Below are 17785 nucleotides of genomic sequence, written 5' to 3'. Positions count from 1 at the left end.
ATTTAATGATCAACGCAGCGCGCGCATCGACTTAACCAATTCCAACCACGACGGTGGAACATAACCGGTTGCCGCCTGAAACTTTGAGGAGTCCAGCGAGCGATCGATAGAAACCTGACTGTCCGCGATGATATCGATTTCCTTTTCGTAAACTTCCGCTACCAGCTTCAGAAGAGACAACTTGTCAATCGGAGCGACCGAAACATGATACAGGCCGTGGAGTTGTGGATTCGGAATCACGTAATCGCGAATGACACGTGCCAGCTCCACGGTAGGAAGGCCCGAGAAAATCGCCTTTTCATAACCCTTGACCGACCCGCTCTGGGACAGGAACCAGTCCACCAGCGAATACTGGCTGCCCAGTTCGTGACCAATGATGGAAGTGCGCAGCGTAACGGCATTCTGGTCCGTGTGAAGCTCACCGATGTACTTGGACTTGCCGTAGAGATCCTCTGCATCAGAGATATCCTCTTCGGCGTACATGCCTTTACGGCCGGAAAACACGCAATCGGTGCTGATATGAATCAGGCGAGAACCGGACAACGCGCACAACTTGGCAATGCGATGCGGCAACATGGCATTGATAGGCAGGGCGGAAAGGGGATCCTTGGCGTCAGCCAATTGTTTGATCAGCCCGACGCAGTTGATGACGACATCCGGCTTGACCCGTGCCAGAACCGAAACCAGTGAATCCTGGTCGAGCACGTCGACATTACTGATCAACGAACCGTGCATGTCCTCAGAAAAGTATTTTGCGCCACCCGGATTGCGCAAAGTGCCCCACACCTCGAAGTGCGGGTTTCCATGGAATTGCCTGAACACTGTGCTACCCAGCATTCCGGTGACCCCTAACACAAGAACCTTCATTTTGAGCTACCTTTTAATTCATTGATCCTGCTACTGAGGATTTCGACCAAACGCTGGCTTTGCCGCTCCATCTCGAAATGCTCGAGGTAGTACGCCCGACCTGCCCGTCCCAACGACTCCCGTTCGTCCGAAGTCATGCGGAAAAGTTGCTCAATACAGTTGGCCATACCTTCGGCGTCTTGCGCCGCAGCGGTCAGACCGGCTCCCGCTTCTTGAATGACGCGCGCGCCCTCCCCGTCCAGCGCGGCGATGATCGGCCTTCCCGCTGCCAGGTAAGCCTGAACTTTACTGGGGATGGTATAGGAGAACGCCTCATCCTGCTTCAACGTCACCAACAATCCGTCGGCACGACTGAAAAAATGTGGCATTTCAGTGGCCGCGAAGCGTCCGGCAAGAATGAGATTGTCCAAACCACGGGATTTCTTCTCGCTTTCGATCCAGCTCAACATGCTGCCACTACCGACCAACACAATCCTGAGTTGCGACAAATGGCGAAGTTTGTCAGCAACCTCAACCAGGGTTTCGACCGACTGGGCGGTACCCAGATTCCCGGCGAAAACCAAACAGAAATGATTGTCGAGCTCCGCGAGCAAGGGTGCCGGTATCCGGGTCTCTTCCATACTCGCCGGCACGTCCTGATAGGAATTGGGGTAATACACTACCTTGCCAGGGTCGGCATAACGGGCGACCGGCTCTCGAAACGCCCTCGACTGAACAAGAAGCGTATCGACGAAGGCGTAAATACCTTTCACCAGCCAGCCCACTGCGCTCAATATTGCTTTGTTCTTGATGAACCCGGTCGCACTCAAACTCTCTGGCCAGAGATCCTGCACCCATACCACCAGATGACTCTTGAGTTTCCACTTCAAGTAAATCGCGGGGATAACCGATGTAATCGGAGAGGGCGCAAATACAAAAATCGCATCATAGGCCTCCCCTTTTACTGCGCGTGGGTAGTGCTTCAAGCCATTCAGGATGAATGACAAATAGTTCAACACCAGATTCTTTGCACCTGAAGCACCACGAGGTCTAAGTGGTGCCCGGAAAACACTCACAGAAGACTCGAAGTTTTCTTCCTGAACCCCGGAAGCACTGTAGCCGTTGAAAACCGCGCCATCCGGGTAATTGGGCTTTCCGGTAAGAACCTTAACGGTGTGACCCTGGTCAGATAGAGTCTTGACCAAGTCATTGATAATAAAGGACTCTGGCCAAAAATATTGCGACACCACAAGAACCTTCATTTATCAAACACCTTTTTTGCGGCTCACGGCCAATGCCAGCAATTCCGACCATGTTTTTCTTGAGGTTTTTTCCCAGTCAAATTTATCGCTCTGGGCCGCCGCCGCAACGGAAAGCTTTTCCAAAAGTGCTGGATCTGTTAGCGCCTCAGACAGCACATTGCTTATATCTTTTGAATCGAACGGAGAAAAATACAGCGCTGCCTCCGCTCCAAATTCCGGCATCGGCATAACGTCTGAGCATACCATCGGCCTGCCAGAGGCAAGCGCCTCCAACAGAATATTAGGGCAGTTCTCGCACGATGAGGCAAAGAGATTCAGATAGGCGTGATGATACAGTGGAGGAAGACTCTGATAAGGAATAGCGCCCAGCAGCAGCACTTGGTCTTCGAGGCCTAGTGTAGAAACCAGCGCCTTGACTCGCTCGGCCTCAGGCAGGTTTGTCTCACCCACAAGGACCAGGGGAAACCTGGCACGAAGTTCCTTTGGCAGTTCTGCGTAAGCACTGACTACTTCATAATGATGCTTGTAAACATCAAATCTCGACACATACAGAACATACTCACCAGCTGGCAAAAACGCCGGCCGAGGAACATCAGAATCGGCGTGGGTACGAAATACCGAGCCAATTCCGTGAGGAATCGTAACTGCATTCTTGATATTGGTTAGCGACTCAATGACACTGCGTGCGTAATTCGAAATGAATATCGTCAAATCCGCTTCGCGCATGCTCTTGAGCATAATACGGTTCAACAACCAATTTCTCAGACGCTGCAACCCTGGCGGTATGCTTTTTCGCACTCGCAGATCAAATGGAATCATGTTCCTGAACATTGTCGCGACTTTGCAGCCTGCGGGTACAGAAGTGCCCACTACGCCACCGGGACAAAACAGGACGTCAGCCTTCTCAGCCTTCAAAATGCCGGGCAAAACCCACCGCTCCCACACGGCTCTCACCAGCGGATTTTCAGTGGACCAGGCTGGTTCGACCCGCTTGATTCTCGGATGATCCGGCAATTTGAGCGACGCAGGGGCGAAAACCAGAATCTCAAGTTCAGCATTGTCTGGTACGAACTGAAAAAGATTAATCAGGTAGGTCTGACCTCCACCAAGACGGGCAGAGAGCGCGTTGAAAACTATCTTCATGGAAAACCTTTTGGCCAATCTGAATTAGTGGCTATTTTTATCGAGCCAGGATTGGAACATTAGAATATTCCACAAATGAAGACTGCGATCGTATGTTCCGTTCTGATGCTGGAGCCATGCCGAGCGAATTTTCTGACAATCGAAGTAGCCCTCTCTCTTGAGTCGCTCCTCCGTCAACAATTCCTCAGCCCATTCTTTCAGCGGCCCACGCAGCCATTGTGCCAATGGAATGGAGAAGCCCGCCTTCGGTCTGTCAAAGAATGAAGTAGGAACATATCTCTTCAGAAGCTCGCGAAGTGGCCATTTCCCAACACCATTTTTTATCAGCTGGTCTGACGACAAGGAAAACGCGAGTTCTGCAACTCGATGATCCAGCAATGGCGCGCGGGTTTCCAGGCTCGCGCTCATCGCACCTCGATCCACTTTAACCAGCAAATCATCAGGTAAATACTGAGAAACGTCCCAGCGACGCATTTCCTCAACGTAATCCACTGCCGATTCCCAGGAACCTGCGCCTTGAAGTTGAGCATCGATACCTAGTACTACACTCTCGTTCGACTGCCACTGAGACATCAGACCGGTATACATCTGCGCCAGATTTTCAGAGCCCAACAGTTCGGACATTCTGTAGATACGTCGGCCGTTAACTTTGCTTCGAAGGCTACCGGGCAAAATCGAACAGACGTTGTCCCACCCCTTGGCCGAAAGTGAGCGAAGTGAATAGGCCATGATCTGACGCGCAGGCAACGGTAGCTTTTTAATGCGTGCCCATAGTCCTGCTGTAGTCTGATAGCGGGGATAGCCGGCAAAAATCTCATCGCCACCATCACCGGACAAGGCTACGGACACATGCTGTTTTGTCATCCTGGATACCAGGATTGTAGGGATCTGAGAGGAGTCTGCAAAAGGCTCGTCGTATATGTCCGGCAAATGCGGAATTATTGAAACAGCATCGTCCGCTCCCAAATAAAACTCGGTATGGTTAGTCCCCAAGTGCTTGGCAATAGCCTTGGCGTAAGGCGCCTCATCAAACTCAGGCTCGTTAAAGCCAATCGTGTAAGTGTTGATACTGGTAGAGCTTTGCGATTGCATCAACGAAACGATCAAGCTTGAATCAACACCGCCCGACAAAAACGCTCCAAGTGGAACATCGGCAATCATTTGCGACTTTACCGCAGCAGACAATTTCTCACCGACAATGTCTACAACTTCCTTATCGCTGGCCTGCGACAAATCGTATTTCAACTCTCCAGATCGCGGTAACGACCAATAGGAAATGGGATTTAACTCATTAAAAAGCGAGCCAGCACTCAAATAATGTGCTGGCTCCAGCTTCTTGATACCTTCGTAAATAGACTCCGGAGCCGGAATGTAGCCAAACCTGACGAACTTTGCTAACGCATGGCGATCAATTCGCAAATCGCTGCCAAACGCTGCCTTGATCGCCTTCAATTCGGAGGAGAAGACAAAACGGTCGCCTACAATACCGTAATAGAGTGGTTTTTCACCCATTCTGTCGCGTGCCAGGGTTATCGTTTTGGAAACTTTATCCCAGACAGCAAAAGCAAACATACCAACCAGGTTTTCAAGGGTTTTTTGTACCCCCCACGCACCGAGTGCAGCCAGCAACACTTCTGTATCAGAGTGCCCACGCCAAACACGCGTCAAACCAGACGCAATCAGCTTTTCGCGCAACTCGTTGAAATTATAAATTTCACCATTGAAAACAATAATGTACCGCTCGTCGTCGGAAACCATCGGCTGACTTCCATGTACCGACAGTTCCAGGATCGAAAGCCGGCGGTGCCCCAGCGAAACTCCACTATCGGCATCTGACCAAACTGCTCCATCGTCGGGCCCACGATGTATCAGCGCGTCCACCATCTTGCCAACGGCAACGGCACCTTGCTGATCCAACTTCCACCCGACAACTCCTGCAATTCCGCACATACCTGCTCTCTCAATCCAATGAAAATATTAAAGTTTACTTCAAAACCCGAACGAGCTTCATCGTGAAGAATAATCCTAATGCCATCACATAAAAAACCAATGAGTTCAGCAAATATATTTCGCCATACCAAACCCAGTGCATGACCGATGCGGCACACAGCATGTACAAGAAAATTCGCAAAAAATCATCCTCGCGACAGCGCGAGTCGATCAATCGCAGAAAACAGACACTGATGAATCCATTGAGGAAAACCCCAAACAATCCGAAATTCTCGAAAGCAACACCAGAAACGTGGATCCCGCCGAGCCCGGTAATGTAGTACCAGAGGGCTGGATTATCCACCACAATGGGTTTCTCCATACCCAAAGCCGAATAGATTGGCGATGGCGCCAATGAAAGAAACATGTCGAGGTAGGTCTGACCGTAGCGCAGGTGCTCACCATCCCAAAAATTGGTTAGCTGCTGGACAAGCGGCAAAATTATCGCATTCCAGGAGTTGAACAATAAATACTGCGTAATATTGTCCGAGGTTAAGTCCACATCCATTCGGCTCATTGAAACAACAACACCACTGACGAGCAGAAGAACCATGAATACAGCGACGAACAATAGAGCCTTGAACTTGATATATTGATTATAGCGAAACAACAGCCCCAAAATTGAAGCGACAACCAGGACAACAAAATCGCGATCCCCTGTCATGGCATTGGCAACACAATAGGAAATTACGAGTGCGCCAGACACAAAGAACATCGATCTGGATGGGTAGGAAAACGCCAAGGCAAGGATCGCAATGATGGAAAAAACCACCACTGACTCGATACCTGCGAACATTTCAAGCATTGCGTTCGCGTTTATAAGCCTGAAGCTGATAAAGAAGGTGGACAGCGCAAGAAAGACTGCACCTGCCAGCTTGAAGTCGAACGCGGAAAAAAAAGTTTCCCGCTGCGAATCCAGATTTTGGGCTGGCACCAGCAATGACAATAGATAGCCAATGAGTCCACCAGCAACACCAAGGAACCAGACCAGCGAAAGTCGGAATACTAAAACATCATCCAGATAAAACGCATAGTCTCCAATGGGCCAAAGCGTGACGGTCTCCCCCCATAGACAACTGATAAGACCCAAAAAAGGCACCGAATAGCAAACGGCGTACAAGGCAACGAGATATTTTTTTGATATCAGGCACAGAATGCATTGCATCAGCAAAACCAGCAAGCACATTGAAACCAGTAATATAACCATTAACCTTGACCAACAAAAACAAAGCAACCAAAGTGTAAACCAGACTCAAAACTGGCCCCAACATCACTTTCAGCCATGAACCCTGTATAAACAACGCTCATATCCAACACACTTGTCACTGTAGCAACTTCCGGCCGCCCAAGACCGTCAGCACAACTATTTGAATCGCCAGCGCCAAAACAAAGGACCTGAAAAGGTCGACCGCCAACATGTCGCCTTTCAATCCCGCGATTACCGTCATCGACAAATAAACAAACGCATAAACACAACTACCCAAAAAAACAACCCGGGTCATGTTTTTACTATGCAATATTTGAGTGACAATTGTAGTCGTCAGTCCGATACCGCCCGCCACTACTGCGTAAGCCAGCAGATCATTTTTGCTGCAAAAACTACTACCAAGCAAGCACAACCAGTAGCCCTGCGACAGGACAAGGAACACTGGCAAACAAATCGAAATTGATAGCCCAAGCATCAAATACAACTTGCTTGCACTATTCCCGCGCCCTGCCAGCTTTACGATGGCATAGGACGTAAGCGAACTTGGCAATACAGTTACCAGAATATAAAAAAGAAAAAACAGGTTAAAATAGCCAACCTCAGACACGTTCAAGCTCGAGTTGGCAAATATCATCAGGCAAATAATATGAACAGGTGCCCCGAGAATCATACTACCGGCAACAGCCGGAGCCCCTGAGCGCGAAAGCAAAGCCATCATTCGCTGACAAGATGAAGTCTCTCGCCCCGCCTTGCTCTCATGACCAAACTTGTTTCTCTTTATTGTAAAAAAACCAAATACCGGTGCAATTAACGTACAAATTGCCAACGTTAGAATTACGCCCTCTATCTCTCCTCCGATTTTCGCGATGGAAACCACAAGCAACAATCCAAGCAGACCATGAGCAGCCAACGCTGCGGCCCACCTACCTGAGGTATTAAGGGAAAACATCAATCCGGTTATAGTCAAATTGCAAACACAAGCAAAACCTAGAAAGAATGCTCCAAACAGCAAGTAGCCAGAGTTCACTTCATAAGAAGAAGCAGGTGCCGGAAAAATCAAAAATACGATGACACAGAGGGCACCTACTAAAATGCCACCCCACGACATGAGACCCAGGGAGGTCTTGTAATTTACGTTTTCGGCATTCAGGACCGCATAACGACTCAATGCCACACTCAGGCACTCTCCTACCACCGTCGCGACACCCGTTACGATCGCGTAATGGTAAGAGAATACCCCGTACAGTTCGACGCCTAAAATTCGCGCCAAACTGAACAACAATACAAACATGCAAAGCTTGTTTGCAAGGACTGTGATTGCGCAGATTTCTTTAATCACAAGACTTAACTTCTTGCAAAGAACGAAACATACCAACTAGCCGCTTTCAGCATACCTTCGCCAACATTGAAAAGCGGCTTGTAGCCCAACAGATTCTTTGCCTTATCAATATTCGCTTGCGAATGCCTTACGTCACCAGCGCGAAAATCCCGATAGACCATATCCGAAGTAGAGTTGACATCAACGCGAGCCAAAGCGTCCTTGATACAGGCAAAAACCTGGTTCAATGTTGTTCTGTCACCAACGGCGACGTTGTAAACATTATTCTTTGCTTCCGCTCCGGCGCAGGCAGCCAGTATGTTGGCTTGAACTGCGTTCTCTACGAAACAGAAGTCCCGACTGGTTTCACCATCACCATTCACGAAAACCTCTTCGTTATTGATCATGGCCGCCGTCCACTTGGGAATCACGGCTGCATAGGCACCATTAGGATCCTGACGTTTACCAAAGACGTTAAAATAGCGAAGCCCGATGGTATTGAAACCATATGTACTGGAAAAAACCTCGGCGTACAGTTCATTTACATATTTGGTGACCGCATAAGGGGAAAGCGGCTTACCAATCACGCCTTCAACCTTGGGTAGCCCTGGGTGGTCCCCGTAGGTAGAACTGGAGGCAGCATAAGTAAAACTTTTTACTTTCGCATCTTTTGCCGCAACCAACATATTCAGAAAACCGTCGATGTTGGTGCTGTTCGTTGTAACAGGATCATTGATGGAGCGAGGAACAGAGCCTAATGCTGCCTGGTGCAATACATAGTCTACCGGGATATCGGTAGTCCCAGGAAAAGTCATTGCGCTCCTGCAATCGTCGATATTCCTGATATCGCCGTTTACCAGTGCAAAGCGCGCCCATTGCTCAGGACTCACTACCGATTGCACTTCATCGAGATTACGCTGATGTCCTGTTGCAAAGTTATCAAGACCTACAACCTGCTGATCTAATTGCAGCAGCGTCTCCAACAAATTGGAGCCAATAAATCCGGCAACTCCTGTAACCAACCAAACCTTTGGGGACTGTTGAATTTCAGCTTTAACTTCTTCGAAACGAATCATGTAATTCTCGACTTGGTTTTTCCGGCGGTAACGAATCAGGGTCCTTACAGACCCTGATACTCAGAGACGCAGATCTGACTGAGAGGCATCCAATAGGTACTTGAGATCATAGAGAACATGCTCTGCCTTACCCAGGCTCCGAATTTGCTCAGCCCCCATCGCGGAGAATTCATTGTGTGCAACAGCCAGAATGATACCGTCGTAAGAATTTACCTGTGGCTGCTCGATAGGAGTAATTGAATACTCATGCATGGCTTCCGCTGAATCTACCCACGGGTCATAAACATCAACAACAATATTGAACTCAGCGAGCTCATTCACAATATCGATGACCTTGGTATTGCGCAGGTCCGGGCAGTTCTCTTTGAACGTCAACCCCATGATCAAGACGCGCGCACCATCAACATGAATCTTGCGTTTGAGCATTGCTTTGACAAGTTGAGATACTACATAGGCTCCCATACTGTCATTCAAGCGACGACCCGCTAAAATAATCTCGGGATGATAACCGATGGACTGTGCTTTGTGAGTCAGGTAATAGGGATCCACACCGATGCAGTGACCGCCGACCAATCCCGGACGGAAAGGCAAGAAGTTCCACTTCGTCCCCGCCGCCTCGAGAACCGCCTGAGTATCGATACCCATTTTATTGAAAATAAGTGCCAACTCATTGATCAGGGCAATATTCAAGTCACGTTGCGTATTTTCAATAACCTTTGCCGCTTCCGCGACTTTAATACTTTTGGCCTTATGAGTGCCGGCAACAATGATTGTATTATACAAAGCATCGACAAGATCAGCGACCTCAGGCGTAGACCCGGCAGTTACCTTCTTGATGGTAGTAACACGATGCTCTTTATCGCCAGGATTGATCCGCTCCGGGCTATAGCCGGCATAAAAATCAACGTTGAATTTCAGGCCGGATACTTTTTCCAGCACTGGAACGCAATCTTCCTCGGTAGCACCAGGGTAGACCGTCGACTCATAAATAACGATATCGCCCTTTTTCAAAACGCGCCCAATCGACTCACTGGCTTTGACCAATGGAGACAAATCCGGTCTCTTATGCTCATCAATCGGGGTTGGAACGGTAACAATGTATATATTGCAAGCAGACAACTCTTCCAACTCGGAGCTAAAACTTAACCCCGACGCAGAACTCAACTCGGAATCAGAAACCTCCAGAGTAGCATCATGACCTGCTTTCAGCGCTTCGATTCGACGCTTACTGATATCAAATCCGACGACTTGCATTTTTTTGCCAAACTCAACCGCCAGCGGCAAGCCCACATAACCGAGACCCACTATGGCCAACTTCACATCTTCGAGTTTAAGCATTGTTTTCCCTTGCCATTCATCAATATTAAGTCGATCGTAAAATGCGCGCCTATTTTTGCGCTTTAGAAACAAACATCACGGCTGCGTAAACGAGAAATTATACCGAAAGCGCCTAAGGGAGCCATAACAATTTTTAGAACGCCAAGGGAGGATCCCAACGCTCCACCCTCCCCATCTAGCTCACACTCAGAGCCACAGACTCAAGGAAAAGCCGCCGCAACGCGGTTGTCTATTTTCGACTGCAACCCGCCTATCACAATATCGACAACACACTCAAGCCCGCGAAAAAGAAAACGTAAAGGTCCAGTAAAACGGGGCTCACCCTGAAAGTTCTTGTCGAAACCGATACCTGCAAGACCTCTGGAATCAATTTTTCAACCAAAAAACGATCAATTTCGACTACCAGCTATACAACCCAACCTCGTCAAATGATAGAAGCACCCAATCCTTGGGTGACCCACAACCCATGCAATCCAGCTATTCCGGCCTCAAGGCAAACAGCCCACGAAACAATACGACAGCAATACCAGACATAAGACCAGCAATTACCCCCAGCACAAGGACCAGGGCCTTGTTAGGTTTCACCGGACTATCTGGCAACTCCACCACCCCATCTTGCCGATAAACGGACACCAACGCCGGCTCTGTTTTCAGCCCGTTGAAGAAATTTAATCGATCCTGAAGATCACGCAAGCGATCCGTAAAGGGATCATCGGACTCACGAGCCTGCAAACTTTCAATTTCGGCCTTTAGCGCTTTCGAGCCACGCATGTACGTAAGCTGACCAGCCTCTCCACCCGCAATGACCGACTGACTCACCGTGATCGAAGGCGGCTTCTCCAAACCAATTGACTCAGCGATCCGCAGCGCCTCACTCAATCTGACAATCGAATCCTCTCTGGCCTTAGTGCTTTTCTCCCTGAGGGAACTTATTTGTTGTTCCAAATTACGCGCCCGGACCTCAGACTCAATTGAAACGTTCTTGATCATTTCGTTCTTGGCCAACTCACCAGCCTGTGCCACATATTCGACAACCCACTCCCTGGCCCTCTCAGGACTGGTAGTCTGCACGACAACCGAATACCTGTCAGAGCCATCCCTAAGTGGCGGAACCACACGCAGCACCTCAGAGAAATGCGAATACAGGACATCCCTGGGTTTCTTTTTCTCCTCCGAGGACAAACTCGGCATATAGATCGTGCTAAAAAACTCTAGACGGAGCGACTCTGCCTGCAAATATCGCGTGTAAATATCATAGACATCCTTAACTGTATAAGGAACCAACTCTGACTCTTTCATTCGACCGTAGTTGAAGTTGGATATATCACTCTGAGAGGGTGGTATCACAAATACCTTCGCCTCGTAGACGGGAGAAGCAAGGAAAACATAGCTCGCCGCGAGGGCAGCACCGAGGACAGTAAAACCGATAACAAAAAGTTTTTGACGAAAAATCGCACGAACAAATCTTTGAAACTCAAAATCTTCTCGCCCATAATCTTTTTTTGAATCAACACGCATATATTGTTAGCCTTTTGACTTAAGCGGTAGCGCTAATCCGTAAGCTTGACCACTAGAGAATAATCAACATTGACTCAGGAAGATAACAGGGGAAACAGCAACACTCTTTTTTCAACTCACGCAAAATACCTTGCTACATCCTCGGACGCGCACCTAAAAACTCCAGGTAGAACCAATGGCCAGCCTATCGTCCGCGCTTTCTTCCCAGGAAATGTGCCATCACAACACCCCCTCCCAAGATCATTCCCGCCAGGAACGAAGCTACTCCGAACATCGAAATCTGTAGCTGGGGCGACGAAAAACCGAAGAAGGAAACGACGACGAGCTGCTGGTTTTCCAGCACGAAGAGCAGGCATGTCATTGAAATTAACAAGACAAACCCCGTGAACACGAATCGCTTGATTCGACTCTTATCTAGCCAACTCATCGCCACCTGCACCCTCCTCATCCTCATTCACACGATCACGCAGCTCTTTCCCCGGCTTGAAATGCGGGACGAACTTTCCATCGAGACTGACAGACTGGCCGGTTTTCGGGTTACGACCGACCCTTGGAGCGCGGTAATGTAAAGAGAAGCTGCCAAACCCTCGGATCTCGATACGATCTCCGGTAGCCAGACATTGGGACATTTGCTCAAGCATGGTCTTGATGGCCAGCTCAACATCCTTGGATGAGAGCAGCCCTTGATGGGTGACAATTCGTTCGATCAACTCCGACTTCGTCATATTTTTCCCTTCTTTTTCAAGCAGCTAGGTCAGCGCTTCAAAGGTTTTAGCACGCCAGGATGATTTTGAACAGCCCGAGTTTGCCATCTGTTCCACCACGCCAAAATGCTTGATTCCTGGAAAGTAGCGGACTACCGAGTGATCACGACCTCATCGGCAAACCACCAACATAGTGCGCGTCAGTAAACCCGCCGGATTGAATCCAAAAAAGTAGCTTTCCTCCTCTTCCTTGACATCATCAGATCTCGCTACAACTTTGTAGCTCAGCCCCTTGCACTCCTTGGCCGCGCGCTTGTAACACTTATCCCATTTCGAACCAAGGCCCGAACAATCGACTTCAATGCCATTGACCCCACGTACGGCGTGAGTTTTTGCGTTGGTGGTACAACCCGCCAGTGCCAATACTGCTACTGCGACAATGAGCTTGTTCATTCACTTCCTTTTGCCAGAAACCTACCGGGTGATCATTTACCTCAGGCTAAAGACTAGCTGCAAATAAGCGTTTGATCCGATTAAACAATCTGACATTTTTTCAGCGCTTTTGGTTCACAGCCCTGACAAGCAAACCCGAGCGCGCCTCACACACCAAACTCCAGGCACAAAAAAGGGCGACCGAAGTCGCCCTTTTTTACAGAAAGCCAGAACTTAGTTCTGCTTTTCCATTTGTGCACGCAGCAGGTCACCCAGAGTGGTGGCCACAGGAGCATCAGTAGCTACTGGCTTGTCGCGCAGGCTCTGGATTGCTTCTTTCTCGTCTTCAACGTCTTTCGACTTGATCGAGAGCTGAATTACACGGCTCTTGCGGTCAACGCTGATGATCTTGGCTTCTACTTCTTCGCCTTCTTTCAGAACGTTGCGCGCGTCTTCAACGCGGTCACGGCTGATTTCGGAGGCTTTCAGAGTCGCTTCGATATCGTCGGCCAGAGTGATGATGGCGCCTTTAGCGTCAACTTCCTTCACGATGCCTTTAACGATGGCGCCTTTGTCGTTCTCTTGAACGTACTCGGAGAACGGATCGCTTTCCAGCTGCTTGATACCCAGGGAGATGCGCTCGCGCTCTGGGTCAACCGACAGGATAACGGTGTCCAGCTCGTCGCCCTTCTTGAAGCGACGAACAGCTTCTTCGCCCACTTCGTTCCAGGAGATGTCGGACAGGTGAACCAGACCGTCGATGCCGCCGTCCAGACCAATGAAGATACCGAAATCGGTGATCGACTTGATGGTGCCGGAGATCTTGTCGCCCTTGTTGAACTGGCCAGAGAAGTCTTCCCATGGGTTCGACTTGCACTGCTTGATGCCCAGGGAGATACGACGACGCTCTTCGTCGATGTCCAGAACCATAACTTCCACTTCGTCGCCAACTTGTACGACTTTCGAAGGGTGGATGTTCTTGTTGGTCCAGTCCATTTCGGAAACGTGTACCAGACCTTCAACGCCTTCTTCCAGCTCAGCGAAGCAGCCGTAGTCGGTCAGGTTGGTTACACGAGCGGTAACGCGAGTGCTTTCCGGGTAACGGGCTTTGATAGCAACCCATGGATCTTCGCCCAGTTGCTTCAGGCCCAGGGAAACACGATTGCGCTCGCGATCGTACTTCAGAACCTTGACATCGATCTCGTCGCCAACGTTGACGATTTCGGAAGGATGCTTGATACGCTTCCAAGCCATGTCGGTAATGTGCAGCAGGCCATCGACGCCACCCAGATCGACGAATGCGCCGTAATCGGTGAGGTTCTTGACGATACCTTTGACTTGTTGGCCTTCCTGCAGGGATTCCAGCAGAGCTTCGCGCTCGGCGGAGTTCTCGGCTTCCAGGACGCTGCGACGGGAAACGACAACGTTGTTGCGCTTCTGGTCCAGCTTGATGACCTTGAATTCCAGCTCTTTGCCTTCCAGGTGCGTGGTGTCGCGCACTGGACGGACGTCAACCAGAGAACCTGGCAGGAACGCACGGATGCCGTTAACGTCGACAGTGAAGCCGCCTTTAACCTTACCGTTGATAACGCCCTTGACCACTTCTTCGGCTGCGAAGGCTGCTTCCAGAACAATCCAGCATTCAGCGCGCTTGGCTTTTTCACGGGACAGCTTGGTTTCACCAAAGCCGTCTTCAACCGAGTCCAGAGCAACGTGAACTTCGTCACCGACGTTGATGTTCAGTTCGCCGGCGTCGCTGTAGAACTGCTCCAGCGGGATCAGTGCTTCAGACTTCAGGCCAGCGTGAACGGTTACCCAGCGAGCCTGGTAATCGATATCAACGATAACACCGGTGATGATGGAGCCTGCCTGAAGGTTCAGGGTCTTTAGGCTTTCTTCAAAGAGTTCCGCAAAGCTTTCGCTCATTTTAATTCCTGTTGATGAGGGCGAAGAATACGCCCATCTCCACATCCCAGACGATGTGGGTTGGTTTCATTTAAAAGAAGCCACCGCAGGACTATGACTGGTCCCCTGCGGCCCTCTTGGTCACCCGGCGATATCGCGAATGGCGATCTCGCTCATGATGCGTTCCAGCACCTGGTCGATGGATAATTCCGTGGAATCCAGCTGTATGGCGTCAGCCGCCGGTTTGAGCGGGGCTACCGCTCGCTGGGTGTCACGCTCATCGCGCGCACGTATCTCATCTAGCAGACTCGACAGACTAACATCCTCGCCTTTGCCCTTCAACTGCAAATATCGACGACGCGCCCTTTCCTCGGCGCTGGCGGTCAGAAAAATCTTCAGCGGCGCGTCAGGAAAAACGACCGTGCCCATGTCGCGACCATCCGCCACCAGGCCAGGCGCTTCCTGAAAAGCTCGCTGGCGCTGCAGCAGCGCCTCCCGCACGGCGGGCAAAGCCGCTACCTGGGAAGCGCCAGAACCGACGCTTTCGGTGCGAATGACATCGCTGACCTCATCACCTTCCAGGATGATGCGCTGCAACTGACCATCCGTCGCCGCAATGAACTGCACATCCAGATGAGCCGCGAGTTTCTTCAACAACTCTTCGTTGGTCAGGTCGACGCCGTGGTTATGCGCGGCGAAGGCCAGCAATCGGTACAACGCACCGGAGTCCAGCAGGTTCCAGCCCAGACGCCTGGCCAGTATCCCGGCTACCGTACCCTTGCCCGAACCGCTTGGCCCGTCGATGGTGATGACCGGTGCAATGTTGTTCACGACTCTGCCTCTTGTGCCACACGAATGCCGACCTGCGCGCACAGCGCCAGGAAGTTCGGGAACGACGTCGCGACGTTGGCGCAATCATGAATACGGATCGGCGCACTGGCGCGCAGCGAGGCAACGCTGAACGCCATCGCGATACGGTGATCACCATGACCGTGCACTTCACCGCCACCGATCTGGCCGCCGTCGATGATGATGCCATCCGGGGTTGGCTCGCACTTGACGCCCAGCGCCAGCAGACCGTCCGCCATCACCTGGATGCGATCCGATTCCTTGACTCGCAGCTCTTCGGCGCCGGTCAGCACGGTGCGCCCTTCGGCGCAGGCAGCTGCCACGAACAGTACCGGGAATTCATCAATGGCCAGCGGAACCAGCGCCTCGGGAATCTCGATACCTTTGAGTTTAGCTGCCCGCACGCGCAGGTCAGCCACTGGCTCGCCGCCCACTTCACGCTGGTTTTCCAGAGTGATGTCGGCGCCCATCAGGCGCAGGATATCGATCACACCGGTACGGGTCGGGTTGATGCCGACGTGCTCCAGCACCAGCTCCGAACCTTCGGCGATCGAAGCCGCCACCAGGAAGAACGCCGAAGACGAGATATCCCCCGGGACTTCAATGTGTGTTGCGCTCAGCTTGCTGCCAGACTCGACCGATGCGGTTGCGCCGCTGACCGCTACCGGGTAGCCGAAGCCGCGCAGCATGCGCTCGGTATGGTCGCGGGTCGGAGCAGGCTCGGTAACGGTGGTCTTGCCTTCGGCATACAGACCGGCCAACAGCAGGCAGGATTTAACCTGGGCGCTGGCCATCGGCATGGTGTAGGTCAGGCCCTTGAGCTTGTGGCCACCACGAATGGTCATCGGTGGACGACCATCAGCGGCGGTTTCGATCACGGCACCCATTTCACGCAATGGATTGGCCACGCGATTCATCGGGCGCTTGGACAGCGAGGCATCGCCGGTCAAGGTACTGTCGAAGTCCTGCGCCGCCAGAAGGCCGGACAACAGACGCATCGAAGTACCGGAGTTGCCCAGATAGATCGGACCCGGTGCCGGCTTCAGGCCATGCAGGCCAACGCCGTGAATGGTCACGCGACCGTGGTGCGGACCTTCGATCACGACGCCCATGTCACGGAAGGCCTGCAAGGTCGCCAGGGCATCTTCACCCTCGAGGAAGCCTTCGACTTCGGTAACGCCTTCAGCCAGGGAGCCAAGCATGATCGAACGGTGGGAAATCGATTTGTCACCTGGTACGCGAATCCGACCGGACAGGCGGCCACCAGGTTGAGCCAGGAAAATCAGATCGTTGGAATTCATAGCGTCCACATAGGCCCTGCGGGCCAGGATTTTACTGAAATGCTCGCGGGCAACCCGGGCGCGAGTGAAAACGCCCAACAATTGGTGCCCATCCCCTGCATCGACCGCGTCGCGCAAGGCGTCGAGATCGCTGCGAAATGTATCGAGTGTGCGCAGGACAGCTTCGCGGTTGGCGAGGAAGATGTCGTGCCACATGACCGGGTCGCTACCGGCGATTCTTGTGAAATCGCGGAAACCGCCCGCAGCGTAACGGAAGATCTCAAGATTTTCATTGCGCTTGGCCAGAGAATCGACCAGACCAAACGCCAGCAAGTGCGGTAGATGACTGGTCGCCGCCAACACTTCGTCGTGACGAGCGACCTGCATGTGCTCGACATCGGCGCCCAGTTCGCGCCAAAGGCGATCAACTACTGCAAGCGCTGCCGGATCGGTCTGATCCAGCGGCGTGAGGATCACTTTGTGGCGACGGAACAGCTCGGCGTTGGAGGCTTCCACGCCGCTCTGCTCGGAGCCGGCAATTGGATGGCCCGGCACGAACCGCGCCGGCATGCCGCCGAACGCCTCGGTTGCCGCTCGCACCACATTGCCTTTGGCGCTACCAACATCGGTCAGGATCGCTTGGCCCAGATCCATGCTCGCCAAACGCGCGAGTACTTTCTCCATGGCCAGAATCGGCACGGCCAGTTGAATCACATCAGCGCCCTGGCACGCAGCCAGAAGGTCGCCTTCACAGCGATCCACCACACCCAACTCGACCGCCAACTTGCGTGATTGCGGATCGAGATCGACTCCGACCACCTCGCGACATATACCGCTTTCACGCAAGCCCTTGGCAAACGAACCGCCGATCAGCCCAAGACCGACCACCACCAGGCGACCGATCACAGGTTCAGCAGA

14 protein-coding genes are annotated in these 17785 nt (G+C 51.6%); all 14 read right to left on the bottom strand.

Features of this window, described 5'->3' with window-relative positions; genetic code table 11:
- Positions 1-9 precede the first annotated feature (9 nt).
- Positions 10-867, bottom strand: a complete 858-nt coding sequence (locus CAG47_RS11250; protein ID WP_085724933.1) for an SDR family oxidoreductase — start codon at positions 865-867, stop codon at positions 10-12.
- Positions 864-2108, bottom strand: coding sequence for a glycosyltransferase family 4 protein (locus CAG47_RS11245; RefSeq protein ID WP_085724932.1), 1245 nt, complete (start codon positions 2106-2108; stop codon positions 864-866). The genes CAG47_RS11250 and CAG47_RS11245 overlap by 4 nt, the downstream gene beginning before the upstream one ends.
- A gap of 3 nt (positions 2109-2111) precedes the next feature.
- A complete protein-coding gene (locus CAG47_RS11240; RefSeq protein ID WP_085724931.1) occupies positions 2112-3251 on the bottom strand; it encodes a glycosyltransferase family 1 protein in 1140 nt (379 codons plus the stop codon).
- A 24-nt stretch (positions 3252-3275) separates the two neighbouring features.
- Complete coding sequence (gene asnB / locus CAG47_RS11235; RefSeq protein ID WP_085724930.1) at positions 3276-5201, bottom strand: asparagine synthase (glutamine-hydrolyzing); 1926 nt, start codon at positions 5199-5201, stop codon at positions 3276-3278.
- A 34-nt stretch (positions 5202-5235) separates the two neighbouring features.
- The gene (locus CAG47_RS11230) at positions 5236-6405 is read right to left on the bottom strand and encodes a hypothetical protein (RefSeq protein WP_143515834.1); all 1170 of its coding nucleotides are present in this window, start codon (positions 6403-6405) and stop codon (positions 5236-5238) included.
- 157 nt (positions 6406-6562) lie between these two features.
- Complete coding sequence (locus CAG47_RS11225; RefSeq protein WP_085724928.1) at positions 6563-7786, bottom strand: oligosaccharide flippase family protein; 1224 nt, start codon at positions 7784-7786, stop codon at positions 6563-6565.
- Positions 7787-7791: 5 nt separating this feature from the next.
- The gene (locus CAG47_RS11220) at positions 7792-8841 is read right to left on the bottom strand and encodes an NAD-dependent epimerase/dehydratase family protein (RefSeq protein ID WP_085724927.1); all 1050 of its coding nucleotides are present in this window, start codon (positions 8839-8841) and stop codon (positions 7792-7794) included.
- A 60-nt stretch (positions 8842-8901) separates the two neighbouring features.
- A complete protein-coding gene (gene tviB, locus CAG47_RS11215) occupies positions 8902-10179 on the bottom strand; it encodes a Vi polysaccharide biosynthesis UDP-N-acetylglucosamine C-6 dehydrogenase TviB (protein WP_085724926.1) in 1278 nt (425 codons plus the stop codon).
- Positions 10180-10656: 477 nt separating this feature from the next.
- On the bottom strand, positions 10657-11697 hold the full coding sequence (locus CAG47_RS11210; RefSeq protein WP_085724925.1) for an LPS O-antigen chain length determinant protein WzzB: 1041 nt from the start codon (positions 11695-11697) through the stop codon (positions 10657-10659).
- Positions 11698-12107: 410 nt separating this feature from the next.
- Positions 12108-12422: an integration host factor subunit beta gene (gene ihfB, locus CAG47_RS11200; RefSeq protein WP_085724923.1), complete on the bottom strand. Its 315-nt coding sequence runs from the start codon at positions 12420-12422 to the stop codon at positions 12108-12110.
- A 150-nt stretch (positions 12423-12572) separates the two neighbouring features.
- Positions 12573-12854, bottom strand: a complete 282-nt coding sequence (locus tag CAG47_RS11195) for a hypothetical protein (protein ID WP_085724922.1) — start codon at positions 12852-12854, stop codon at positions 12573-12575.
- Between the two features lie 213 nt (positions 12855-13067).
- The gene (gene rpsA, locus CAG47_RS11190; protein WP_085724921.1) at positions 13068-14759 is read right to left on the bottom strand and encodes a 30S ribosomal protein S1; all 1692 of its coding nucleotides are present in this window, start codon (positions 14757-14759) and stop codon (positions 13068-13070) included.
- A 120-nt stretch (positions 14760-14879) separates the two neighbouring features.
- Positions 14880-15569 carry a (d)CMP kinase gene (gene cmk, locus CAG47_RS11185; protein WP_085724920.1) on the bottom strand — a complete coding sequence of 230 codons (690 nt, stop codon included), beginning with the start codon at positions 15567-15569 and terminating at the stop codon, positions 14880-14882.
- Positions 15566-17773, bottom strand: a complete 2208-nt coding sequence (locus tag CAG47_RS11180) for a bifunctional prephenate dehydrogenase/3-phosphoshikimate 1-carboxyvinyltransferase (protein WP_256577402.1) — start codon at positions 17771-17773, stop codon at positions 15566-15568. Before CAG47_RS11180 ends, cmk begins: the two co-directional genes overlap by 4 nt.
- Positions 17774-17785 lie beyond the last annotated feature (12 nt).

The sequence above is a fragment of the Pseudomonas sp. R37(2017) genome (assembly GCF_002113375.1).
Lineage (GTDB): Bacteria > Pseudomonadota > Gammaproteobacteria > Pseudomonadales > Pseudomonadaceae > Aquipseudomonas.
The sequence above is the reverse complement of the archived record's forward strand: the minus strand, read 5'-3'. Positions and strand labels throughout refer to the sequence as shown.